General features: G+C 32.2%; 20 protein-coding genes. 6 read left to right on the top strand and 14 right to left on the bottom strand.

Going from position 1 to position 23,719, the window contains the following annotated elements; translation table 11 throughout:
• Positions 1-18: 18 nt before the first annotated feature.
• From RH82_RS01730 to RH82_RS01665, 14 genes are all read right to left on the bottom strand, one after another.
• The gene (locus RH82_RS01730) at positions 19-945 is read right to left on the bottom strand and encodes a GDP-L-fucose synthase family protein (RefSeq protein ID WP_034057535.1); all 927 of its coding nucleotides are present in this window, start codon (positions 943-945) and stop codon (positions 19-21) included.
• Positions 945-2,057 carry a GDP-mannose 4,6-dehydratase gene (gmd, locus tag RH82_RS01725; protein ID WP_034057533.1) on the bottom strand — a complete coding sequence of 371 codons (1,113 nt, stop codon included), beginning with the start codon at positions 2,055-2,057 and terminating at the stop codon, positions 945-947. Before gmd ends, RH82_RS01730 begins: the two co-directional genes overlap by 1 nt.
• Positions 2,058-2,317: 260 nt before the next feature.
• Entirely contained in the window at positions 2,318-3,139 is an 822-nt protein-coding gene (locus RH82_RS01720) for a glycosyltransferase family 2 protein (protein WP_052158152.1), read from the bottom strand.
• Between the two features lie 446 nt (positions 3,140-3,585).
• The gene (locus RH82_RS01715; protein WP_034057531.1) at positions 3,586-4,392 is read right to left on the bottom strand and encodes a putative capsular polysaccharide synthesis family protein; all 807 of its coding nucleotides are present in this window, start codon (positions 4,390-4,392) and stop codon (positions 3,586-3,588) included.
• A gap of 6 nt (positions 4,393-4,398) precedes the next feature.
• Positions 4,399-5,364, bottom strand: coding sequence for a glycosyltransferase (locus tag RH82_RS17580; RefSeq protein ID WP_052158151.1), 966 nt, complete (start codon positions 5,362-5,364; stop codon positions 4,399-4,401).
• 1 nt (position 5,365) lies between these two features.
• Entirely contained in the window at positions 5,366-6,418 is a 1,053-nt protein-coding gene (locus tag RH82_RS01705; protein ID WP_034057530.1) for an acyltransferase family protein, read from the bottom strand.
• Positions 6,419-7,558: a glycosyltransferase gene (locus tag RH82_RS01700; RefSeq protein ID WP_034057529.1), complete on the bottom strand. Its 1,140-nt coding sequence runs from the start codon at positions 7,556-7,558 to the stop codon at positions 6,419-6,421.
• Entirely contained in the window at positions 7,545-8,468 is a 924-nt protein-coding gene (locus tag RH82_RS01695) for a class I SAM-dependent methyltransferase (RefSeq protein ID WP_162182439.1), read from the bottom strand. The genes RH82_RS01700 and RH82_RS01695 overlap by 14 nt, the downstream gene beginning before the upstream one ends.
• Positions 8,452-9,294 (bottom strand): sulfotransferase family protein, encoded by an 843-nt coding sequence (locus RH82_RS17575; RefSeq protein ID WP_052158150.1) that lies wholly within the window; start codon positions 9,292-9,294, stop codon positions 8,452-8,454. The genes RH82_RS01695 and RH82_RS17575 overlap by 17 nt, the downstream gene beginning before the upstream one ends.
• Positions 9,291-10,478 (bottom strand): ABC transporter ATP-binding protein, encoded by a 1,188-nt coding sequence (locus RH82_RS01685; RefSeq protein ID WP_034057527.1) that lies wholly within the window; start codon positions 10,476-10,478, stop codon positions 9,291-9,293. The genes RH82_RS17575 and RH82_RS01685 overlap by 4 nt, the downstream gene beginning before the upstream one ends.
• Positions 10,479-10,480: 2 nt before the next feature.
• The gene (locus RH82_RS01680; RefSeq protein ID WP_206420395.1) at positions 10,481-11,320 is read right to left on the bottom strand and encodes an ABC transporter permease; all 840 of its coding nucleotides are present in this window, start codon (positions 11,318-11,320) and stop codon (positions 10,481-10,483) included.
• A gap of 50 nt (positions 11,321-11,370) precedes the next feature.
• Positions 11,371-12,357, bottom strand: a complete 987-nt coding sequence (locus tag RH82_RS01675) for an SDR family oxidoreductase (RefSeq protein WP_034057524.1) — start codon at positions 12,355-12,357, stop codon at positions 11,371-11,373.
• Positions 12,358-12,359: 2 nt separating this feature from the next.
• A complete protein-coding gene (locus RH82_RS01670) occupies positions 12,360-14,822 on the bottom strand; it encodes an exopolysaccharide transport family protein (protein ID WP_034057522.1) in 2,463 nt (820 codons plus the stop codon).
• Positions 14,823-14,832: 10 nt separating this feature from the next.
• Entirely contained in the window at positions 14,833-15,624 is a 792-nt protein-coding gene (locus RH82_RS01665) for a polysaccharide biosynthesis/export family protein (RefSeq protein ID WP_034057519.1), read from the bottom strand.
• Between the two features lie 103 nt (positions 15,625-15,727).
• Between RH82_RS01665 and RH82_RS01660 the strand changes: the two genes are divergently transcribed.
• The 6 genes from RH82_RS01660 to secA all read left to right on the top strand — a co-directional run bounded on the left by RH82_RS01660 (position 15,728) and on the right by secA (position 23,656).
• Entirely contained in the window at positions 15,728-17,593 is a 1,866-nt protein-coding gene (locus RH82_RS01660; RefSeq protein WP_034057518.1) for an ABC-F family ATP-binding cassette domain-containing protein, read from the top strand.
• A 113-nt stretch (positions 17,594-17,706) separates the two neighbouring features.
• Positions 17,707-18,480, top strand: coding sequence for an O-methyltransferase (locus RH82_RS01655; RefSeq protein ID WP_034057516.1), 774 nt, complete (start codon positions 17,707-17,709; stop codon positions 18,478-18,480).
• A 2-nt stretch (positions 18,481-18,482) separates the two neighbouring features.
• The gene (locus tag RH82_RS18980) at positions 18,483-18,608 is read left to right on the top strand and encodes a hypothetical protein (RefSeq protein ID WP_262494835.1); all 126 of its coding nucleotides are present in this window, start codon (positions 18,483-18,485) and stop codon (positions 18,606-18,608) included.
• Positions 18,609-19,010: 402 nt separating this feature from the next.
• The gene (locus tag RH82_RS01650; RefSeq protein WP_034057514.1) at positions 19,011-19,583 is read left to right on the top strand and encodes a cob(I)yrinic acid a,c-diamide adenosyltransferase; all 573 of its coding nucleotides are present in this window, start codon (positions 19,011-19,013) and stop codon (positions 19,581-19,583) included.
• 176 nt (positions 19,584-19,759) lie between these two features.
• Positions 19,760-19,981, top strand: a complete 222-nt coding sequence (locus tag RH82_RS01645; RefSeq protein ID WP_034057512.1) for a DUF2795 domain-containing protein — start codon at positions 19,760-19,762, stop codon at positions 19,979-19,981.
• A gap of 318 nt (positions 19,982-20,299) precedes the next feature.
• Positions 20,300-23,656 carry a preprotein translocase subunit SecA gene (secA, locus tag RH82_RS01640; protein WP_034057511.1) on the top strand — a complete coding sequence of 1,119 codons (3,357 nt, stop codon included), beginning with the start codon at positions 20,300-20,302 and terminating at the stop codon, positions 23,654-23,656.
• The last annotated feature ends 63 nt before the right edge of the window (positions 23,657-23,719 follow it).

The following is a 23,719-nucleotide window of genomic DNA, read 5'->3' as shown; positions in this document are numbered from 1 at the left end:
TTAAAACTAAATTAAAATTTATTGTTTTAAAAATTTGTTTTCATAAACGTCTTTTAACCCTTCTTTCAACTCTATTTTAGATTTCCAACCTAAACTATTTATTAACGAAACGTCTAATAATTTTCGTGGTGTGCCGTCCGGTTTATCACTATTCCAAACTATAATCCCCGTATAACCTACAGTCTTCTGTATAAGTTCAGCTAATGCTTTAATAGATAAATCTTCACCAGTCCCAACATTAACAGACACATTCCCTTGATAGGACTCCATTAAATGAAAACAAGCTTTTGCTAAATCGTCCACGTGTAAAAACTCTCTTTTTGGTGTCCCAGATCCCCAAACTTCAACCGTTGGTGCATTATTTTCTTTTGCTTCGTGAAACTTACGTAACAAAGCAGGTAATACATGTGAGTTCTTTAAATCGTAATTATCGTTTGGACCATATAAATTGGTTGGCATAACCGAAATAAAATCACAACCATATTGTCTATTATAATTCTCGCATAGCTTCACTCCTGCTATTTTAGCAATTGCATACGGCTCGTTTGTGGGCTCTAATTTCCCTTCTAGTAAATAATCTTCTTTTATAGGCTGATTTGCTAATTTTGGATAAATACAAGACGAGGCTAAAAACAATAATTTCTTTACTTTAGAAACGTAACTTTGATGAATAACGTTATTCTGAATCATTAGATTCTCGTACAAAAACTGACCTCTATACACATTATTAGCCTCTATACCTCCCACTTTTGCCGCAGCTAAAAACACGTAGTCTGGTTTTTCTGCTTTAAAAAATGAAGCTACTTTTTCTTGATCCGTTAAATCCAAATCTAATGAACTACGCAACACAAAATTAGTATAGCCTTTCTCTTTAAGTACTCTTAGAATAGCAGAACCTACCATTCCATTATGGCCTGCGATGTATATTTTAGCGTTTAATTCCATTATTCGTTATAGTTTAAGGTATCGTGACCACCTTCTTTTAAATACTTCTCTTTTTTAAACAATTTAACATCCGCAGACATCATATCTTCAACTAAATCGGAAAGTGAATATTTAGGTTCCCAGTTTAATTTCGTTTTACATTTTGTTGCATCCCCAATTAATAAATCTACTTCTGTAGGTCTATAATATTCTTTATCGACTTTAACAACTTCGGTTCCTATTTCTAATTGGTATTCTGTATGAGTACAGGCTTTTATTTTACCAACCTCCTGTTCTCCTGTTCCTGTAAATTCTAGAGTAATACCAACATGATTAAAAGCCATGTTAACAAAGTCTCTCACTGTTTTGGTAACACCTGTAGCAATTACAAAATCTTCGGCAACCTCTTGTTGTAAAATTAGCCACATGGCTTCTACATAGTCCTTTGCGTGTCCCCAATCTCGTTTGGCATCTAAATTCCCTAAATACAATGTCTCCTGCATTTTTAATGCAATCTTAGCGGTCGCTCTTGTAATTTTCCTAGTCACAAATGTCTCGCCTCTAAGCGGAGATTCATGATTAAATAAAATGCCGTTACACGCATACATATTGTAGGCTTCACGATAATTTACGGTTATCCAATAGCCATATAATTTAGCAACAGCATAAGGACTTCTAGGATAAAAAGGTGTCGTTTCCTTTTGAGGCACTTCTTGCACCAAACCGTACAACTCTGACGTTGACGCTTGGTATATTCTAGTTTTTTCTGTTAACCCCAAAAGTCTTACAGCTTCTAAAATTCTAAGCGTGCCTAAGCCATCTATATTCGCTGTATACTCTGGAGTATCGAAACTTACTTTAACATGAGACATCGCTCCCAAATTATAAATCTCGTCTGGTTGCACCTCTTTTATAATTCGTGTTAAGTTCATGGCATCACTTAAATCGCCATAATGCAATTTAAAACGCACATTATCTTCGTGTCTGTCTTGGTATAAATGGTCTATTCTTTGCGTATTAAAAGAAGATGCTCGCCTTTTTATACCGTGAACTATATAATTTTTAGACAATAACAACTCTGCTAAATAAGCGCCATCTTGTCCTGTAATTCCTGTTATTAATGCTGTTTTCATTTTACTTTTAATTTTATAGATCTATCTATTTACTTGTGCTCAATTTGTTAACTATTAGTTAAGTTAGCTCAAAAGGGCTAATGGTAGAACTAACATCCATAGTGATCTTTTATATATTCAGAATTCTAAATATAATTCAAGAAATAATTGTTTTTAGACATTATAGGTCATATTCATTACAAAAACCTATCACTTAGCATCTAACATCTCTCTTATTTATACTAAGTAAATATAGCATTTCTGAAAATTTAAATTAGCTTTTAAAAAAACATTTTTTTGAGTTTCTTAATTGGTTTTAATAAAAATTGACCTAGCCTATATTCTTTAGAGTTTGAAATGCTTTTGATTTTTTTTTCTAAACTTAAATTTTCATTATATAGATCTAGGATATTATATTTTTGATTGACATTAAATGCTGTTAGTTCTGTATGAAACGCGTCGGCATTGGAATTCAACCCACTTAAACCGGCTTCATTAAAGATAGCAACAATGCTGTCCACATATTTTATCTTAATCGCTTTATTCTTAAAACATCTAATATTAAAATCATAATCAGCATGTATAAAGTACTTTAAATTGTAATAACCAATAGTATCAAAAGTTTCTCTGCTATAAAAAATAGCTTGGTGGCAAATACTTATTTGCTCCCAAACTAATTTATTAAAACTAGACTCACCAGAATGAATGCGTTTACTTTTCTTAAACTCTACACTGCCATAAATAAAATCAAACAACACGTTTCCTTTTGTTAACATGTTTGCTAAAACAGTATTATTGTAAAAAACATCATCGCTACCCATAAAATATAAAAAATCACCTTTAGAGAGATCTATTCCCTTATTCATAGCATCATAAACACCTTTATCTTTTTCTGAATACACAAAAACATTATCAAACTGCTTTTGATATCTTGTTGCTATTTCTAAAGTCTTGTCTATAGACAACCCATCCATAATCAGCAGTTCTACATCCTTAAATGTTTGATTTAAAATACTATCAAGAGTCGCTGAAAGCGTGGAAGCTGAATTATAAGTTGGAATTATAATACTTAGTACTGGTGTTTTATCTTTAGCGTTCTTCATAGAATTAATAAATCATCATTAATTAAGTGTTTAGACATTATGTTTAGGGCTTTACCGTAAATAAAAACATTACTAAAATTGGATAACAATAAAGAACCATCTATATCTTTTTCAATTCCTTTAGTGATGGTTACAAAACACGAAGATTGCAACACTTATCCAATCAGTAAATGCATTTGATAACGCGCAACAAGTTCCTTGCTTCGATCGGTGCATACACTATCATCGACAATATACTCACATTTAGATTTAGGTTGCTCGTCCAGACTATTTATGTTACCGTTCAAGATTAACTTCTCATTATATTTCTCCATAGGAATGGATATTTGTCTAAATAACAATAAAAAGTGATTGAAAATTTACAAATAATCATTTATTATAACGACTTAAATCAATTCTAAAAAAGCTAAACCTGTTCCTTTAAAAACACTAAAGCTTGGAAAATTTCACTTTAAATATTTTGAAGTAAAACCTTGTATTTCACCTTCTGTATAAAAATGGGTGACATATTTATGGCTATATACTTTATTCAATGCAGCTTCCGAAAATTTTATTGTCTTTCGCAATTCAGAATAAACATGAGCAATAGGCTTTTGTGAGGACTGATTTGCATTGCCTTCAAGGCTCAAATTCAACCCTAAAAAAATTTTCATCGCCTCTGTATAGCATTCATTGAGGCGCTCTAACTTTAGAATAAGTATATTGAAACCCTCATACTGATATATAGAAAACCCTTTCTCTTTATCAAAAGGCTCAGAAAACACATCAAAGCCTGTATAATTTAAAAACTCGCTATCAAACCAATTAAAGGTATAGTCGTAGTTTAATTTATTTAAATAGGCTTTTTTTAAATTTTCATTAGACATATCTAGTATATTACCATCAACAAAATCTTCAGGGTTTTGCATAAAATTAGAAATTTCTCGAGAAACTGGTTCTCTAACCAAAGAGATAATATACTTTTTATTATTTGGATACAATTTAAAATGAGCAAACACTTTTTGAGACATCTTGTTATTTACCTCAAAATGATTTCCTTCTTTTAATTTTAAATGCAACCATTCATCCGACAAAAAATGAGTGTGAAAAATGTTGTCCCAAGGACTTACTTTTTTCAATTCGTGATAAATGGTTGAAGATCCCACCTTTCCCAAAGTGTGAACTAATACAGTTCTGTTTTTTAGTACCCTGTAAATTAAAATCTTTAATTTGGATTTTAATTTGCTTTCAATTTTAGATAATATTTTTTTCATTAATAGCTATTTGGTTAAATATTTATAAGTAATTATTATTTGATATAAATCTGGGTGAATTTTAACCGCTGCACCACAGACTAACTGCAAATCAATTTTCCATCTCTTATCTTTTTTTAGAAATGCCTTTATTACCTTTTTTAAAATGATAAGCCTCTCAATTCGAGTAAAACTTAAAAGCTTACGAGTGGAAACACTTTTAACAAACAAATTATAAAGATTGAGTATATTTTGTGATTGCTGATGACCTTCTAATAACTTAACCAAATAGGTGTCGACCAATCTGTTTTTTGTGATATAATGGCTAAATTTAAGGGATTCTAAGTACCATAATTTAAACCCCATCAATTGTATCCATTTACAAAATTCACTATCTCCTCCGGAGCTTAATTCATTACCCTTTCTATCGGAAAGTAAAGATATAAAACCTGTTTGATATAATCTTACTAATAACTCTTTTCTCATTACTATACCTGCTCCCCAAAGATACCCTCTTTTACTAATATCACCACTTTCTTCTGCTTGTTTACCCACCGCGTAATTTGACTTTTCGACCTGCCACCAACTTGGCGGCCTCTCCATTTCTAAAACCCCCTGCGCTTCACCACCTAAAGCTCCAACCCTAGAATTTTTTATCATAAAATTGTAAGCCAGTTGCAAGTAATGTGCTTCTAGCCAATTATCATCATCACAAAAAACAATGAGATCTCCATTGCTATTTAACACTCCGGTTTTTCTTGCCCACGACAAGCCTGGTTGGCGTTCTGAAACAACATGTAATGCAACGTCAGTTTCTAATAGCAACCATAACTGTTTTGCAATTTGTGCTGTTTGGTCTGTAGAATTATTATCGACTAAGACAACTTCATAAAGAAAGTCTTTTTTGGTAACTTGTTTTGCTAAATGGCACAACGTCTCTTTTAATAAGTGTGCGCTATTATAACAGCACAGAATAACAGAAATATCAATCATTTTAATATAAAAAATATTTTTTAAAATTATTTAAAGGTTTCTCAAAGCAATACCAAGATAATGAAGATATTACAAGTAATAAAAGTATTGCTAATATTTTGGTATAGAAACTAGAAAAGTGTTTAAAATTTAGTTCTTCCATTAATAAATATACTATACTATGATACAGATATAAGCCATAACTTATCTTTCCCAGAAAAACTAATGCTTTATTAGTCATTATAATACTACCGAGTCGACTTCTAACTCCATTAACGACTCTTATTACAATACCGAAACTTACTAATGTACACCCAATCGCTTTTAAGTTTATAGGAATAACTCCAGTATGTGTTTCACTAAAACGATAAAAAGAATATAAAAATAGCATAGCTATACCTAAAAATAAAATCAATGATATAACCAATCCCTTATTGAGGTAATTGAATATTTCAATATTGTATATAGATAAATAAGCCAACAAACCTCCGACACCAAGTGAGTCCAAATTAGATATCATTAAAAACTGAACAAACTCATTTTCCGGAAATAAAAGAACCAGAATTGTTCTTGAACAAAAAGCTAAAATTATTGTGAAAATTAAAAATTGTTGCATTCTTATCTTTTTTATAAAAAGAATAATCCATGGCCATATTAAATAAAACTGTTCCTCTACGGCCAAAGACCATCTGGAAGACAATTGACCATGCATTCTATTGTCAAGATAATAATTAAAATTACAATAATAAAATAAGTAAGGATTTAAATTTAACCTTATGTTTTGATAATTTATAATTACAAAAAAGAATAGTGTTAAATAGTATAAGGGAAAAATTCTTAAAGTCCTTCGAATATAAAAACTCTTAATAATGGTCCAATTAGTAGATGATTTTAAATTCTGATTTGTAAGTAGGATTCGTGTAATTAAAAAACCACTTATCACAAAAAACAGATTTACACCTAAAAAGCCAAAAGGCAATATTTTCATTACCATCTCATTTTGCGGTCCCCAATGTGAAAAAATCACAAAAATAACAGCAAAAGCCCTAAGAGCATCAATTTGTTTGAGGTACATCTATCTACTAAAAATTATATTGAATAATTGTTCACCAGCATCTTCTTCATACCTTTTCATTACCATGTCATGAGCAACTTTACCCATTTGCTCCCATTTGTCTCTTTCGTTCCATGCCCTTTCCATTGCATCGTCTAAATAACTCTTTAATGGTGCCTGAGCAATCCATCCATTTATGTTATCATGGATAACCTCAGAAACCCCTCCTACATCTGTTCCTATAGCTACTCGCCCACAAATTTGTGCTTCAATTAAGGATAAAGGTGTCCCTTCACTTATTGATGATAAAACCAAAATATGATTTTTTCGCCAAATACCCTTTACAGATTTAATATGACCTCTAATCACTACTTTATCATTTAAACCATAGGTTGAAATTAAATCATCTAGATATTGATGATCTACACCACTTCCATACAAATTACAAGACCAATCTCTTTTCTTCCATTTTTCTTGACTTAAAACTTCTAATAAAATATCTTGCCCCTTAAATTTGCAATCTAATCTAGCAACTACACCAAAATTTAGTGTTTTGTTTTTTGGGTATTCGACTATCTTTTTATCTTTTAGATTTACAGGGTTATTAACCAAAAGAAAATTATCTCCACTAGAATTCAAATACCTTTTAGTAAGTTCAAGCGAGCGATTAGAAACAAAAAAAAACTTTTCTATTCTGTTTAATGAATTTCTTGCAATCTTTCTAATTTCGGTACTCGGAATTCCAGTATCTGATAAATGCTCACTAATTAAATAAACTGATTTATCTAGTTTTAATAACTCTTGAAACAAAGTATTACCAAAAGTAGAAAATGTATCACCTTGACTTACTAAAATTTTATCTACACCATCCAAAATCAAATCCTTAAAAGGAATATTTCTTTTCTTTAATTTTTTAGTGAAAATTTTTTGAATAAATCCTTTTTGTTCAGGATTCTTTTCACCCAAATAAAAAATTTGAGCTCCCTTACTTCTTAAAATATTAATATTTTCATGATCGTTTGACCATTTTTTTATCAATATTTTAACTTCTTTTCCTTCCAACAATGCATGAGTCGCTGTCTTAAACCATAATTCTTCACTTCCTCCCCATGGAAAACCACTCATGAAAGAAATAATTAATAAACTTCTATTTTCTTTCATAAACTACCAATAAGCTATCACCTTTTGTTAAACTTTTTCTATAAATAAACTTATTAAGTTTATTTAAAAATCTATTTTTTATGCCAATATTTTTAAGTATTTCAGTATTTAATTCCTTTCTCCCGCTGTTTACTGGCTCTTCTTTTATACTCACTAACTCCAAATTTAAGTTATTACTAGCTACTTTTCTAAAAACGTCTTTATCCCAAAGCCCCATGTGATGAGGAGGCAAATTAAGGGCTAAAGTTTGCAATTGATTAATATATCTAACGTTATTTTCGGGAAGTATCTTACTTTGATTAAAGAAAAAGGCCTCATTATTTGGTACTGCAAAAATCAATCGCCCATTTGGTTTTAATAAACTAATGCATTGTGTGAAAAATGAACCAATATCCGATATGTGTTCAAGTAATTGAAAAGCACATACAACATCAAACTTTTCAGGTTTTTCTTCTGCGTACTCTTCAATTAATTTATCTAACACTTTAATATCATTCTTAACTGCGAAACCAATGGCCTCTTTATTTAACTCCAAACCTATGCCTTCAAGATCTCTTTTTTTTAATTGAGATAAAAAGTGACCTCTACCACAACCAACCTCTAAAACTCTATCTCCCTCTTTGATAAATAAATTGGCAGCATCATATTCCCACTTAGATTCTTGATAATACCACTTATTCAATTCAAGTTTCTTATAAAATAATTCTTTTCCACTTAGATTGAAAGGAAAAAAGAATTTGTATCCTGTATCTAAGCATTGATATAAACAAATGCTATCAATTTCTTTAAAATAATCTTCTAATGTTAAACCCAAGCCTTCTTGATATAGAAAATTCAAATAACTTGTTGGAATTTCTTTTAATAATTTTGTTTTTCCAGATGTAATTGGGGACTTAACTATCATTTTCATTATTTCTATAATTTTCATTAAACAAATGACGAAAAGAAATATATTCATCAGTATCTAGAAAAAAAGATTCTCTTGATTTAAGTTGGATAGACAAGTCATAGCTTTCATCAAAAAAATCTTGTTTTATATCTAAAAAGCCCAATACCTCATTTAGCACTTCGATTGTATTTTCAGCATATCTTTCAAAATCAATTTCAAATATATTTTCTTTAGGAAAATAATGTAGAAATCGTTTTTTTTGATGTTCATAATTTCCTCGAGCAATAAGACTAGGTTCATATATAAATTCATTGTTACTTGTAGAAGTTAAACTAACTTCCTCTCTAATTAAATCGGCAAATTCCGGAAACGGTTTTCTAACTAATAATTTCAACATTTTAGATTCAAATTCACTACTATGCATTTTAATCCTGTTAAAATAAGCTTCTGACCATAGTTCACCTTGACTCAAAGCTTTATACATTTTATAAGCAGAAATCGCCCTTTTAACTGGGTCTCTTTTTATTATGATAAATTTCGAATTAGGATTATATTTTTTTATTCTTTCTGCACAATATGGGATATACAAATATTCAGTTGACGAATCAAACTTAAGTAACCTCTTCTGCTTTAAATTTAAATCAAAAAATTTATGATAAAAATCGACACCTTTTTCATAATACCTATCATAGCTAAAAAAATCAGTTTCCTTTGGTTGTGAACCCAAAAATAGAGGATGTTGACTAAGATAATAATGCAATGAAGTAGTACCACATTTTTGTGCTCCTAAAATGAACAACCCTACTTTATCTTTATTATTATTCTTTAAAATTTTAAATAAATTCATTTTTCCTCTATTAAATAAAGTGGCGCAAAAACTATTCTTTCCTCTCCTGTAACTTGAAATTTTCTGTAGTTTACATAATTTGATATCACAAGCGACTTACCATCTTCAAAATTATCAAAACGAACTGTGATAAAATAATTACTCCTAGACAAAAAACTTTTCCCAAAATCAAACTTAAAATCCTGATTATTTGTTCCTTCAATATCAATATAACTAGATTCATATAGCGCTACATTAATTTGTGCCATATTGTAAATAAGTATAGCCACTTTAACATTTTTATATCCAGTATTAGAACTAACATTTACTTCAAATACTGCCTTTTTTCCATATTCAATAATACCATCAACAATTTCATCATCTGAATATATTTTTACAAAATTAAGATTAATATTTTCATTGCCAAAATTTAAGGATTCTAACTGTTTTTGTTTATCAAAATACGATTGAATACCAATACCTACATCTTCAGTTTTCAACAAAATACTCCCCTTATCCATTAAAATGACATTATCGCAAATCCTGGAAATAAAGGGCATACTATGACTTACGAAAATTACAGCGGACGTTTTTAATATCTGACTTATAGCATTAAAAGATTTCATTGCAAATGCCATATCACCAACGGCTAATACCTCATCAATAATCAAAACATCCGGTTCCATTTGTGCCGCAATTGCAAAACCCAATCGTACTTTCATGCCTGAGCTATAATTTTGAACCGGCATGTCTATAAATTCTTCTAGCTCTGAAAATGCAATAATTTCGTCCAGTTTACCATCAATCTCTTTTCTGGTAAACCCTAAGATTGCACCATTATTATAGATGTTTTCGCGACCACTTAAAATGCCGTTAAAACCAGCGCCTAGCTCGATTAATGCGCCAACGCGGCCTTTAATAGTTACTTTACCTGCATCTGGATTAATTAATCCGTTTAAAATTTTTAAAAGCGTCGATTTTCCTGCTCCATTGTGTCCTATTAAACCCAAACACTCGCCACGACGCAACTCAAAATTAATATCTTTAACTGCCCAAAATTCTTTAGGGCGCAATTCGCGTTCGCTTGTATTCCCACGTATACCAGATGCTAAATCTTTAACACCATACCATAGGCTGGTTTTTAAATCCTTACAGAATTTTTTACTTAGGCCTTCTACTTTTATTAAAACATCGTTCTCTTTCATAACTAGGCGCTTAAACGTTCTACAATAATTGGAATCGAAATTCTATAAATAATTAAACCCAAAAATAATAATGGCAAACAGCATAATAAAACAATTACTAAATATGTAATAGAATTAAACTCTACTCCAAGTATTAAATCTCTAACGGTTAAAATAATTGGACTTATTGGGTTGAGTTCCATTATGGTTTTCATGATGCCGTCTTTTGGAATCACATACACCACAGGCGTTACGTACATTAAAAATTGTAACCCAAATTTAATTAATTTATTGACGTCTCCATACAATAATCCAATAGGTGTAATAAATAAGCCTATTGTTGTACCAAATAAGACCGCTCCAAAAATCACCAAAGGAATGAGTAGCAAGTACCAAGTTAATACGACTTTAAAGTAAAACAAAAAAAACACCAACAATAGTAATTTAATACTGGTGTTAAATAGTAATTTATAAATTCCAGAAATAATTAAAGCTTCTTTTGGGAAATTAATTTTTGTTAAAATACCTCGTGCACCATTGGTACTTTGCATTGGTGAATTAATAGATTCTGTTATAATAGACCACATTAGTGTTCCAGTAAATGCAAATAATGGATAAGGCATTCCAGCATCTGTAAGCTTTATGGTTCCTGTTATATTCAAAATAATCCATACCAAAGCCGTTGTTAAAGGCGTGATAAAAGCCCATAGGATCCCAAAATAAGATTGCCGGTATTGTGCCTTAATATCGCGTTCTGCCATTTGCCTGGCTAAAAAACGAGAATTATAAATATCCATTAAACTCTCTTTAAGCAACTTAAACAGGCTTAGTTTGTTTTCTTTTTGATAAATTTTTACTTCCAAATTTATTTATTTTAACATGACCATTACAACTTAATTAAAAACTAGTCACTTTAAATATTAATAGTCTTTTTAAAATAATTCCAAGTCTCTTTTAAGCCTTCTTCAACAGAATATTTAGGTTTATAACCTAGAAGACGTTGTGCTTTACTAATATCTGCCAAAGAATCTTTTACATCACCTGGTCTTGTAGGACCATAATTAGCGGTTATGTTTTTGTTTGCTGAAACATTTAAAGATTCCCACAGTGCATTGACACTTATTCGTTTTCCAAAAGCGATATTAAACACTTGGTTTTGTGCTTCTTTGGAAGCGAAAAAACTTTTAATATTAGCTTGTACCGCATTATCAACGTAGGTAAAATCTCTAGTTTGTTCTCCATCGCCATTAATAGTTGCAGGCTCATTATTTTTAATAGCTTCCATAAATAATGGAATAACTGCTGCATAAGCGCCATTAGGACTTTGTTTTGGACCAAAAACATTAAAATAACGTAAGCCTACTATATCAGTATTATAAGTTTTACAAAAAACATCTGCGTATAACTCGTTTACATATTTAGTAACCGCATAAGGCGAGAGTGGTTTACCAATAGTCTCCTCTACTTTTGGCAAGCTTTTACTATCTCCATAAGTAGAACTTGATGCGGCATAAACCATACGTTTAACCGTTTTACTTTCTTTTAAAGCGACAAGCATATTTAAAAACCCAGACACATTTACGGCATTTGATGTTATAGGATCGTTAATAGAGCGTGGTACTGAGCCCAAAGCTGCCTGATGGCTCACATAGTCTATATCTTGCATGGCGTGCTTACAAGTTTCTAAATCACGGATATCGCCTTCAATAAGCTCAAAATTAGAACAGTCCATAAATTCTTGAATATTAGACTTGTAACCATTAGAAAAATTATCTAATACTCTTACATGCTTTGCATTATTAGCTATTAAATAGTTTACAATATTAGAGCCTATAAAACCTGCGCCTCCTGTAATAAGAAAACGATACTGAGATAAATCTTGAGTATGGTACTTATGCATATTTATATTTTAAAGAGACTTTTGATACGTTTTAGTATTGGTTTTTTTTTGACTTCGTCTTCATTATACCCATTCCCATACGCACCATAACCGTAACCGTAGCCATAACCGTAGCCATAACCATATTTTCCAGTTTGATCGAAACCATTATAGACCAGGCTAATATTTTTTATTTCGCCTTTTTTATACTTATCATTAATTAAATTAAGCATTCCTTTTTTAGTGTAGTCTTGCCTTGCAACATATAGTGTAGCGTCTGCATACTCAGTAAGTTCTAAAGCATCAGAAACCAAGCCAACAGGAGGTGTATCTAAAACAATATAATCATACTTTTCTTTTAAAGATGCTATTAACGTATCTATTTTATCTCCAATTAATAGCTCTGAAGGATTTGGAGGAATTGGACCAGAAGTGACAACATCTAAATTTTCTATTTCTGTTTTTTGCGTGACTTGCTCTAAGTCCATTTGCCCGATTAAATAGTTAACGGCACCAATATCATTTTTAATATCAAAATCTCCAAAAATTTTAGGTTTCCTTAAATCTAAGCCTACCAAGACTGTTTTCTTTCCACTTAGCGCAAAGACGGTCGCTACATTTATAGAACAAAAAGTTTTTCCTTCTCCACTTACAGACGAAGTTACCATAACTGTTTTTGTGCCTTCTAATTCGTGTTTTTTGTATATATACTGTAGGCTTGAGCGAATACCTCTAAAGGCTTCTGCTACTGTAGATTTTGGTTTTCTATGGACGACTAAGTTATTGTCCAATGTGTTCAAGCCTACAACACCTAACACAGGAATACTGGATTCTGTTTCTAATTGCTTTGGACTATGTAATTTGTTGTCGAAAAAAGTGATTAAGAAGGCTAATAATAATGGCGGAAATACGCCTATGACACTAGCCAATATATAGGCCGATTGTAATTTTAAGTCTGTTACTCTCGCGCCTGTGTCTTTAGCTTTATCTATTACTAAAACATCTGACACCGTAGCTGATTTTAATATATCTGCTTCGCCACGTTTTGATAGAAACAGATTATAGGTTTGTTGGTCTAAAGAAAACTGTTGTCTATACCCAAATAAGTCCTGTTGTAATTTAGGCAACTTTCTAAGCTCTGTATTAACACCAGCTATTTTAGAATTTACAAACACCTTGTCTCTTTTAATACCGTTCTTTGCTGCGCTAATATTCTCTAACAGCACCAATTTTAAAGCCTCTATTTGACTATTGTAATCATCAAATATAGCTGCATCACTTATAACGGATTCTTGAAGCTTCGCTTTTTGAACAGATAAGGTGTTTATTTGAGAAATATTCTTTAAAATACTAGCTTCACCAACTCCTGTTGTTGAAGGTGCCGGAAAATTTGTAAACGTATCGCTGGTTTCTAAATAGTTTTTTAATTGCGCATAGTAATGTAATTTCATATCAAGCGCGTCTATTTGCAACTCTAAAGAAATTAATTCATTACTAACCTGAGATGCTTCAGCACTTAAATTAAAAATCTTATTTTTTTGTCTGTAATCATTTAAAGAGTCTGTGTCTTTAACAATTTTTTCTTTGTAGCGATTTAATTGACTATCTATAAATGCTATTGTATTTATTACAAACTGATTTTTCCGTGTTAGTTCATCTGCAACTGCAACTTTAACCGTTTCGTTTAAATAATCGACAATTTTTCTCTTGTTAAAATCTGTCATACTTAAATTAAGAATAGCAGAAGCTTTAGGGTTTTGTATTTTTAATTTACGTCTGTACTTACTAACCACAGTATTATAATCTTGAAACTCTAAAAAGTAGTCACTATTTGGGGCCACAACGGCATTGTCCTTAATATTAATAACGCCATGGATAAAAGGCAGATTTATGGTATCGCCAGAAGTAAACGTAAAGATTCTTTCATTAGGCAACACATCAATAACACCTTTGGTCTTGTCTGTGAAGTTTTGAGTAGTTACTACTATAGACTCTTCTGCCTCACTAATTAAACTTAGCTCATAAGTATTTGCTCCTAAATACGTTACTTTAATAGGGGTATTAAGTATTTGGTTTGTATTGGGCGTTAAGTTAAACTCGAAAGGAGCGCTTTTATAAATATCGTCTTTTCTAAAGCGTGATTGCTTTAAATAAGAGACATATAAGTCCAAACTATCTACTACATTCTCATGAATAGACCGCGATTTTAAAATGGTAACTATTGTTTTTACTTTACCAGAAACACCGCCCCAATTAAAGGTTAAACTTGTATTTGACGTAAATAGCGGATTAGTATTATCGACTATAGATATTTGTGTACCTAAACTATAAGACTGTTGCTTTCTAATATTCTGTTGGTGTGCAAAAAATAAACCAATACCAATGCATATAATAAACAACCACCAATAGCGTAAAGCTCGAAATAAAAACGCTTTGATATCGAAAGCAGGTTGAGAAGACTCTGATAAATCAAATTCATCATTCATAAACTAAAATTTAAAGATTCTTTACCAAAAAATAGGTGGAAACTATAACAGAAAATATTGAAGCTACCGTTCTTAAGGTTTGTGTTGCCGTTTCTCCAGCGCCTATCGCCTTACGTTTTAAAGGTTTAACCATAATAATATCATTAGCTTGAATAAAATAATATGGGGATTTCAATGCCGCAATATCCGTAAGATCAATACTGTGAATTTTCTGTCCTTGAGGATATTGTCTTATAATTTTTATATCTGTACGATCTGCCGTATTAGCCATACCTCCAGCATTTGCTAAAGCATCTATGATATTAACACGATCTTGTTGCAACGTAAATATTCCATTAGCACCTTCTCCTGTAACTGTATAACGTAAGCCTGATAATTTTACAGTTAAAAAAACCTGAGCCTCTTTTTTTAAATATTTTTCAAACAAGGCGTCTTTAATTTTTAATCTAATCTCGTCTGTAGTATAGCCTAAAACATTTATTTTACCCAAAATTGGAAATTCAATATTACCATGCAAATCTACAGAAAAACCACTAAAATATAATCCCGATGCTCCACCGACTTTTGAAACAGGCTGAAAAATTCCTAATAATTTATTAACCTCAGAATCCACCGCTTTAAAATTAACACTTAAAATATCATTAATTTGAACGCGATAAGGTTTTGATAATTCTACTAGTTGCAAAGAATCACTAACAACTGTGCCTTTATCTTGTAGATAAACCACATCCTTATTAGTAATACAAGAGGTACATAACACACTAAATATAATAATTACAATACCGAATAGCAATCGATTCATTTTGGACCATTGATTTAACGCAAATATAGTTTTTCACCGTGAATAATAAAACATTTGTCTCGTTTTTTGGTTTTTTACCCGTTCTTTGTAAAAAAAACAATCCTTGAATTATCTCACAGTAGAAAACATATCGAAATCTTATGGAGCGCTTACACTTTTCGAGAACATTTCGTTTAGCATTCACAAAGGTCAGAAAGTAGCTTTTGTAGCTAAAAACGGAACAGGAAAAACATCCATACTAAATATTCTTGAAAAAACTGACGAGCCGGATACTGGTCATGTTATTTTTAGAAAAGATATTAAAGTCTCTTTTTTACCTCAAGAACCTTATTTAAATAGCGAATTAACCGTTGAAGACACTATTTTTAACAGTGACAACCCTATTCTTGATGTTATAAAAAATTACGAGAAGGCGCTTTTAAATCCTGAAGATGCTGATGCGTATCAAGTAGCATTCGAACAAATGGACATCCAGAATGCTTGGGATTTTGAAACGCAATACAAGCAAATTCTTTTTAAACTGAAGCTCGACAACTTACAGCAAAAAGTAAGTAGCATGTCTGGAGGACAAAAAAAGCGATTGTCTTTAGCGAATGCTTTAATTAATAAACCAGATCTTTTAGTACTTGATGAGCCTACGAATCATTTGGATCTTGAAATGATAGAATGGTTAGAAGACTTTTTCGCCAAAGAAAATATCACCTTGTTTATGGTAACGCATGACCGTTATTTTTTAGAGCGTGTGTGCAACGAAATTATAGAATTGGATCACGGTGAATTATTTTCATACAAAGGAAACTATTCTTACTACCTAGAAAAAAAGGAAGCCAGAATAGAACAGCAAACGGCAGAGACCGGAAAAGCCAAACAACTCTATAAAAAAGAATTAACTTGGATGCGTCGCCAGCCCAAAGCGCGAACAACAAAATCGAAATCAAGAATAGACGATTTCACCGAAATTAAACACAAGGCAAGCCAACGCAGACAAGACCACGAAATACAATTAGAACTAAACATGGAGCGTTTAGGTAGTAAAATTGTAGAATTAAAAAAGGTGTCAAAATCCTACAAGGACAAAGTAATTTTAGATGGTTTTAATTATATGTTCCAAAAAGGTGAACGTGCTGGTATAATTGGAAAAAACGGAACTGGCAAATCGACTTTTTTAAATATCTTAACACAAAGTGCGCAGCCAGATTCCGGGAAAATAGTAATTGGAGAAACGGTAAAATTTGGCTATTACACGCAAACAGGAATTACACCAAAACCCAATCAGAAGGTTATAGATGTGGTTCGTGAGTTTGGCGATTACATTCCATTAAAAAAAGGAAAACAAATTAGTGCGCAACAATTATTGGAACGCTTTTTATTCGATAGAAAAAAACAATATGATTTTGTAGAAAAACTAAGTGGTGGGGAACGTAAACGCCTATACCTCTGTACTATTTTAATACAAAACCCTAACTTTTTAATTCTCGATGAACCGACTAACGATTTAGATATTGTAACCTTAAACGTGTTAGAAAGTTTCTTATTAGATTTCCCTGGCTGTCTATTAGTTGTGTCTCACGACCGTTATTTTATGGATAAAATAGTGGATCATTTATTTATATTTAGAGGCGAAGGTATTGTTGAAGATTTCCCAGGAAACTATAGTGATTTTAGAGCTTACGACGATAGTAAACCTGTAATTTCAGCAATTTCTGAAGAAGAGAAAAAGGAAAAGAAAAACTGGAAAAAAAACAGCACTATAAAGTTGTCTTATAACGAGCAAAAAGAATATAAGAACTTAGAAAGTAAAATAAAAACGCTAGAATTTGATAAAACTGAATTGGAGAAGAAGTTTCTAAATCCAGAATTATCTACAGCTGAAATCAATGAATTATCCGGTAAACTAAAAGTTGTTATCGACGGTATTGAAGAAAAAGAAATGCGTTGGTTAGAATTAACTGAGAAAATGGAAGGGTAGGAAAAAAAGTAGGCAGTGTTCAGTATGCAGTTGCTTACTCTTATGGGATAGTGTTGAATGTTAAATAGAAAAGAAAGAGAAATTAAATAAATTACAACTTTTGTTGAAACATAATGCTACATCAAATAATTTCCTACATAACCTTTCTATTGCGCTCTTCAAACCAACATGGCGTGCATTCTCCTTTTGTATACAACCTAATTACTAAATGCTTTTATGATAAAACTAATTACAATTCTTACAAACAAATTGCATTATACGGTAAAACATTAAGAAAAAGCAAGCTCAAAATTGATGTCACAGATTTAGGTTCTGGTAGTCGTGTTTTTAAATCTAACCAACGTTCTGTTTCTAAAATGGCACAAAAAGTAGGCGCTTCAAAAAAAGAAACAAAACTATTATTTCGTTTATTAGATTACTTTAAAATTAACACGGTTCTTGAATTAGGCACTTCTTTAGGTATTGCAACACATGCCATGCACCTTGGGAATCCAAAAGCTAAAATCACCACTATTGAAGGCTGTCCAAATATCTCGACGTTTACAAAAGGGACGTTTAAGCAATTCAACGTAAAAAACATTGAAATACTTACTGGTGATTTTAGTGAAGTCATTAGGCCTTTAACATCTAAAACCTACGATCTTATTTATTTTGATGGTAACCATCAAAAACAAGCCACTTTGGATTATTTTGAATCCTTGTTACCAACAGCAACTAACGCGTCTGTATTTATTTTTGATGATATTTATTGGTCTAAAGGCATGACTGAAGCTTGGGAAACCATTAAAAAACATCCACAAGTTACCGTAACGATAGATACCTTTATGTGGGGCATTGTGTTTTTTAGGAAAGAACAAAAAAAGGAGCATTTTACTATAAGAATATAATCATGCTTATAATTTTCACAATTACAACACTACTAATCATTGCGTTTATTGGTATTCCAAGAAAAAGAAACACTGCTTATAAAGACAGCTATAAAAAGAAGAAAGGCAATAAGCGCTTAAATCAATAAACCTTTTACTATTCCTTGGCCTCGAATCGCAATAATTACAAGTTCTACGCTAGTCTTATAATAATAAATTTAAAATAACATGGTTACTTACTACCAATCATGAGTTAGTACTCTGCTTACTTTTAAAGCTAATAATGAATTTAACATTCGATTGAGAATTCAAAAAAAGAGACGTTAAAGCCTATAGAAACTAAAATCTATACTATTTATTAAGCCGCCATACATTTATCACAAAACTTCCGAGTTCTGTTAAAACAGCATCCACCTTCCTGCCACTGAAAGAAGGAGCATCACATATTAAACTTATGGGTAAAAATAGTGTTCAATAAATATATGAAGGCAGAAAAATATTTTCTCCTCAAAACTTTTAACTTTCGACTAATAACTTTTAACTTCGTTACCATGAAAGTATATACAAAAACAGGAGATAAAGGAACAACAGCATTATTTGGTGGCACTCGTGTACCAAAACATCATATTAGAATTGATAGTTATGGCACTGTAGATGAATTAAATTCACATATAGGACTTATCCGCGACCAAAATATCAATCAACACTACAAAGACATATTAATTACAATTCAGAACAAACTCTTTACTGTTGGAGCTGTATTAGCAACAGATCCAGAGAAATTAATTTTAAAAAATGGAAAAGAGCGTTTAAACATCAATAAAATTTCACAAGAAGACATAACACTTCTAGAGCACGCAATGGATGCTATGAACGAAGACTTACCACCAATGACGCATTTTGTATTACCTGGAGGTCATCAAACGGTGTCATTCTGTCACGTAGCACGTTGTGTCTGTAGAAGAGCCGAACGTTTAGCCAGCGCATTAAACGAAATAGAACCCTTTTTACCTGAAGCTTTAATCTATTTAAACCGTCTTTCTGACTACCTATTTGTATTGGCACGAAAGTTGTCTCATGACTTGCAAGCAGACGAAGTAAAATGGATTCCTGAAAAGCATTAAACGCTAAACAGAAAGACAATCTTAGGTCCTGTGATTAAATAACACTGCAAAAGATTTATTATCAAATAGTTTCAGTGAAAAATGACGTTCTTTTTTATTACTGAAAAATAATCCTCTTTTTTCTTGCCTATTAAAACTAAAAATTTATTTTTGCAAAAAATAAAACCTATTAAGAAATGTATTGGACATTAGAATTAGCATCTCATTTAAGTGATGCACCTTGGCCGGCTACTAAAGATGAACTTATCGATTACGCGATTAGAACTGGAGCACCTTTAGAAGTGACTGAAAATTTACAAGCTATTGAAGATGAAGGCGATTCTTACGATTCTATCGAAGAAATCTGGCCTGATTACCCAACAGACGAAGACTACCTCTGGAACGAGGACGAGTATTAGACATTATGCTTTGCATAGGCTCTAATACTGCTAAAACGCTGCACAGCAACGTTTCAACAATTATAAGACGCAGCAACGCTACGTTTAAACACTAAAAAGAAAGAAAAAAGTCTCCATTAGAGACTTTTTTTGTGGTTTAAAATTTAGCCAACCACAGCTAAAAACGTATATTTAAGCCCTTAAAATTTGAGTATTAAAAACACTAAAGATAAAGGCACTTCGACTGAACTCATTGAGATAGTCGCCACATAACTAAAATAATAACTGTTCTGTTTTACACAGATAAAACATAACAATCAAAATATAAAACATAAAACTATGAGTTTTTTAGATTCCATACTAAAAGTATTTGTTGGAGATAAATCCAAACAAGATGTGCAATCCATGTCACCTTTAGTAGATAAAATTAAAACCTTTGAAGCTGCCATTGGCGCCTTATCTCACGATGAGTTAAGAGCTAAAACTGACGAATTTAAAGCTGTTATCGCTGAAACGCGTAAGCCTTTTAACGCTCGTAAAGACACGTTAAAAGAAGAAGCAGATGCTACGGAAGATATAGACAGACGTGAAGATATTTATCAAGAGATTGACAAAATCGAAGACGAAGCTTACGAAGCTGTTGAAGAAACATTAAACGCACTATTACCTGAGGCTTTTGCTGTAGTTAAAGAAACAGCAAAACGTTTCACTAATAATACAGAAATTACAGTAACTGCAAGTCCTTTTGACAGAGAAGTTTCTGGAATGGGAGATTATGTAACCTTAGATGGCGAAAAAGCAACATGGTCTAACTCTTGGGATGCCGTTGGAAAACCAATTACCTGGGACATGATTCATTACGATGTTCAGCTTATTGGTGGTATTGCCTTACATCAAGGTAAAATTGCTGAAATGCAAACTGGTGAAGGAAAAACCTTAGTAGCGACATTACCAGTTTACTTAAATGCATTAGCCGAAAAAGGTGTGCATTTAGTAACTGTAAACGATTACTTAGCGAAACGTGATATGGCTTGGATGGCACCAATTTTCCAATTCCATGGGATGACCATTGACTGTATCGATTACCACCAACCCAATAGTGATGGTCGTAGAAAAGCCTACAATTCTGATATTACTTATGGTACAAACAATGAATTTGGTTTCGATTACTTACGTGATAATATGGCAAATTCGCCAGACGACTTAGTACAACGTCGTCACCATTATGCTATTGTAGATGAAGTCGATTCTGTATTAGTTGATGACGCTAGAACACCATTAATTATTTCAGGCCCAATCCCAAAAGGAAATGAGCATGAATTTGATGCTTTAAAACCTAAAGTTGAGGATATTGTTTCTGTGCAACGCAAGCAATTAACACAAACCTTAGTCGAAGCAAAAAAATTAATTGCAGATGGCGATACTAAAGAAGGTGGTTTTCAATTGTTGAGAGTTTACAGAGGTATTCCAAAAAACAAGGCATTAATTAAGTTTTTAAGTGAAGACGGTGTTAAACAAATCCTTCAGAAAACGGAGAACACTTATATGGCAGACAATAATCGTGAGATGCCAAAGGTTGACGAAGCTTTGTATTATGTTATTGAAGAAAAAAATAATCAAATTGAATTAACAGATAAAGGTGTAGAATATATCTCTGGAAAAGACAATCCAGATTTCTTCGTTATGCCAGAAATTGGTATTGAAATTGCTAAAATTGAAACTAAAGGATTAGCATCTGAAGAAGAAGCAAACCTCAAAGAAGTATTATTTAGAGAGTTTGGTGTAAAATCTGAACGTATTCACACCTTAAATCAATTACTAAAAGCCTACGCTCTATTCGAAAAAGACAACCAATATGTTGTTATGGAGAATAAAGTAATGATTGTAGATGAGCAAACGGGCCGTATAATGGATGGCCGTCGTTATAGCGATGGTTTACACCAAGCGATTGAAGCAAAAGAGAATGTAAAAATTGAAGATGCAACGCAAACTTTTGCAACGGTAACACTTCAAAATTTCTTTAGAATGTATCGTAAACTGTCTGGTATGACAGGTACCGCTGTTACAGAAGCTGGCGAATTATGGGAGATCTATAAATTAGACGTCGTAGAAATACCAACCAACAGACCTATTGCTAGAAAAGATAAAGAAGATTTAGTTTACAAAACGAAGCGTGAAAAGTATAATGCTGTTATTGAAGAAGTAACCAAATTATCACAACAAGGGCGTCCCGTTTTAATTGGTACAACCAACGTTGAAATTTCGGAACTTCTAGGTAAGATGTTAAGTATTCGTAAAATAGACCACAACGTCTTAAACGCAAAACAACACAAGAAAGAAGCTGATATTGTAGCACAAGCTGGTAATGCAGGACAAGTAACTATTGCTACAAACATGGCCGGTCGTGGTACAGATATTAAATTAAGTGACGAAGTAAAAGCTGCTGGTGGTTTAGCCATTGTTGGTACAGAACGTCACGATTCGCGTCGTGTCGATAGACAGTTAAGAGGTCGTGCTGGACGTCAAGGAGATCCAGGGAGCTCTCAATTCTATGTGTCTTTAGAAGATAATTTAATGCGATTATTTGGTAGTGAACGTATTGCCAAAATGATGGATAAAATGGGATTACAAGAAGGTGAAGTGATTCAGCATTCTATGATTTCTAAATCAATTGAACGTGCGCAGAAAAAAGTAGAGGAAAACAACTTTGGTGTTCGTAAGCGTTTACTAGAGTATGATGATGTTATGAACTCTCAACGTGAAGTCGTTTACAAACGTCGTTTCAATGCCTTAAATGGTGAGCGTTTACGTGTGGATTTAGCAAACATGATTTTCGATACTTCGGAAGGCATTGCAGAAACCAACAAAGGCGCAAGTGATTTTAAGAACTTTGAATTCGAATTGATTCGTTATTTTTCTATGCCGTCTCCTATTACTGAATCTGAATTTGGAAAACTATCGGCAACGGACTTGGCGCAACGCGTTTACACTGCTGCTTTCTCTCATTATAAAGGCAAAATGGAACGCAATGCAGAAGTTGCTTTTCCAGTTATTAAAGATGTATACGAAAATCAAGGTGATAAATATAAGCGTATTGTAGTGCCATTTACAGATGGTGTTAAAACCTTACAAGTTGTAACAGATTTAGAACGTGCCTACCAATCTAAAGGTAAAGAGCTCGTTACCGATTTTGAAAAAAATATTACACTTGCCATTATTGACGATGCTTGGAAAACGCATTTACGTAAAATGGACGAGTTAAAACAATCGGTTCAATTAGCTGTACATGAGCAAAAGGATCCCTTATTAATTTACAAATTTGAAGCTTTTGAATTGTTTAAAGGGATGATTGATCTCGTAAATAAAGATGTTATTTCATTTTTGTTTAAGGGAGAATTACCAAGTGAAGACACGAATACCATTAGCGAAGCAAAGCAGCCTAAACGAAGAGATCATTTACAAGCTCAAAAGGATGACATTCAGAATCTTGATGAACGTTCTGCACAAAACAGGCAAGCTGGGAATACGCAACAGCAAAGACAAGTCGTGGAAACTATTGTTCGCGACCAACCAAAAATTGGACGTAACGACAAAGTAACCATCAAACATGTTATGAGTGGAGAAAACAAAACCGTAAAATACAAACAAGCCGAGCCTTTAATTTCTAAAGGCGAATGGGTTATGGTTACTGATTAATTAATATTACAACTTTAAAAAAGCTACATTTATATTCTTTTTCGTTTCTTTAGAAATGAAAAT

This window comes from Lacinutrix jangbogonensis, assembly GCF_000797445.1.
GTDB classification, from domain to species: Bacteria; Bacteroidota; Bacteroidia; order Flavobacteriales; family Flavobacteriaceae; genus Lacinutrix; species Lacinutrix jangbogonensis.
This window is presented reverse-complemented; position numbering and strand designations above follow the sequence as displayed.

What these genes read in the sequence shown, in the direction of transcription:
- RH82_RS01730 (WP_034057535.1), bottom strand. Translation starts at nt 945, where the DNA reads ATGGAATTAAACGCTAAAATATACATCGCAGGCCATAATGGAATGGTA.
- gmd (WP_034057533.1), bottom strand. Translation starts at nt 2,057, where the DNA reads ATGAAAACAGCATTAATAACAGGAATTACAGGACAAGATGGCGCTTAT.
- RH82_RS01720 (WP_052158152.1), bottom strand. Translation starts at nt 3,139, where the DNA reads ATGAAGAACGCTAAAGATAAAACACCAGTACTAAGTATTATAATTCCA.
- RH82_RS01715 (WP_034057531.1), bottom strand. Translation starts at nt 4,392, where the DNA reads ATGAAAAAAATATTATCTAAAATTGAAAGCAAATTAAAATCCAAATTA.
- RH82_RS17580 (WP_052158151.1), bottom strand. Translation starts at nt 5,364, where the DNA reads ATGATTGATATTTCTGTTATTCTGTGCTGTTATAATAGCGCACACTTA.
- RH82_RS01705 (WP_034057530.1), bottom strand. Translation starts at nt 6,418, where the DNA reads ATGTACCTCAAACAAATTGATGCTCTTAGGGCTTTTGCTGTTATTTTT.
- RH82_RS01700 (WP_034057529.1), bottom strand. Translation starts at nt 7,558, where the DNA reads ATGAAAGAAAATAGAAGTTTATTAATTATTTCTTTCATGAGTGGTTTT.
- RH82_RS01695 (WP_162182439.1), bottom strand. Translation starts at nt 8,468, where the DNA reads ATGAAAATGATAGTTAAGTCCCCAATTACATCTGGAAAAACAAAATTA.
- RH82_RS17575 (WP_052158150.1), bottom strand. Translation starts at nt 9,294, where the DNA reads ATGAATTTATTTAAAATTTTAAAGAATAATAATAAAGATAAAGTAGGG.
- RH82_RS01685 (WP_034057527.1), bottom strand. Translation starts at nt 10,478, where the DNA reads ATGAAAGAGAACGATGTTTTAATAAAAGTAGAAGGCCTAAGTAAAAAA.
- RH82_RS01675 (WP_034057524.1), bottom strand. Translation starts at nt 12,357, where the DNA reads ATGCATAAGTACCATACTCAAGATTTATCTCAGTATCGTTTTCTTATT.
- RH82_RS01670 (WP_034057522.1), bottom strand. Translation starts at nt 14,822, where the DNA reads ATGAATGATGAATTTGATTTATCAGAGTCTTCTCAACCTGCTTTCGAT.
- RH82_RS01665 (WP_034057519.1), bottom strand. Translation starts at nt 15,624, where the DNA reads ATGAATCGATTGCTATTCGGTATTGTAATTATTATATTTAGTGTGTTA.
- RH82_RS01655 (WP_034057516.1), top strand. Translation starts at nt 17,707, where the DNA reads ATGCTACATCAAATAATTTCCTACATAACCTTTCTATTGCGCTCTTCA.
- RH82_RS18980 (WP_262494835.1), top strand. Translation starts at nt 18,483, where the DNA reads ATGCTTATAATTTTCACAATTACAACACTACTAATCATTGCGTTTATT.
- RH82_RS01650 (WP_034057514.1), top strand. Translation starts at nt 19,011, where the DNA reads ATGAAAGTATATACAAAAACAGGAGATAAAGGAACAACAGCATTATTT.
- RH82_RS01645 (WP_034057512.1), top strand. Translation starts at nt 19,760, where the DNA reads ATGTATTGGACATTAGAATTAGCATCTCATTTAAGTGATGCACCTTGG.
- secA (WP_034057511.1), top strand. Translation starts at nt 20,300, where the DNA reads ATGAGTTTTTTAGATTCCATACTAAAAGTATTTGTTGGAGATAAATCC.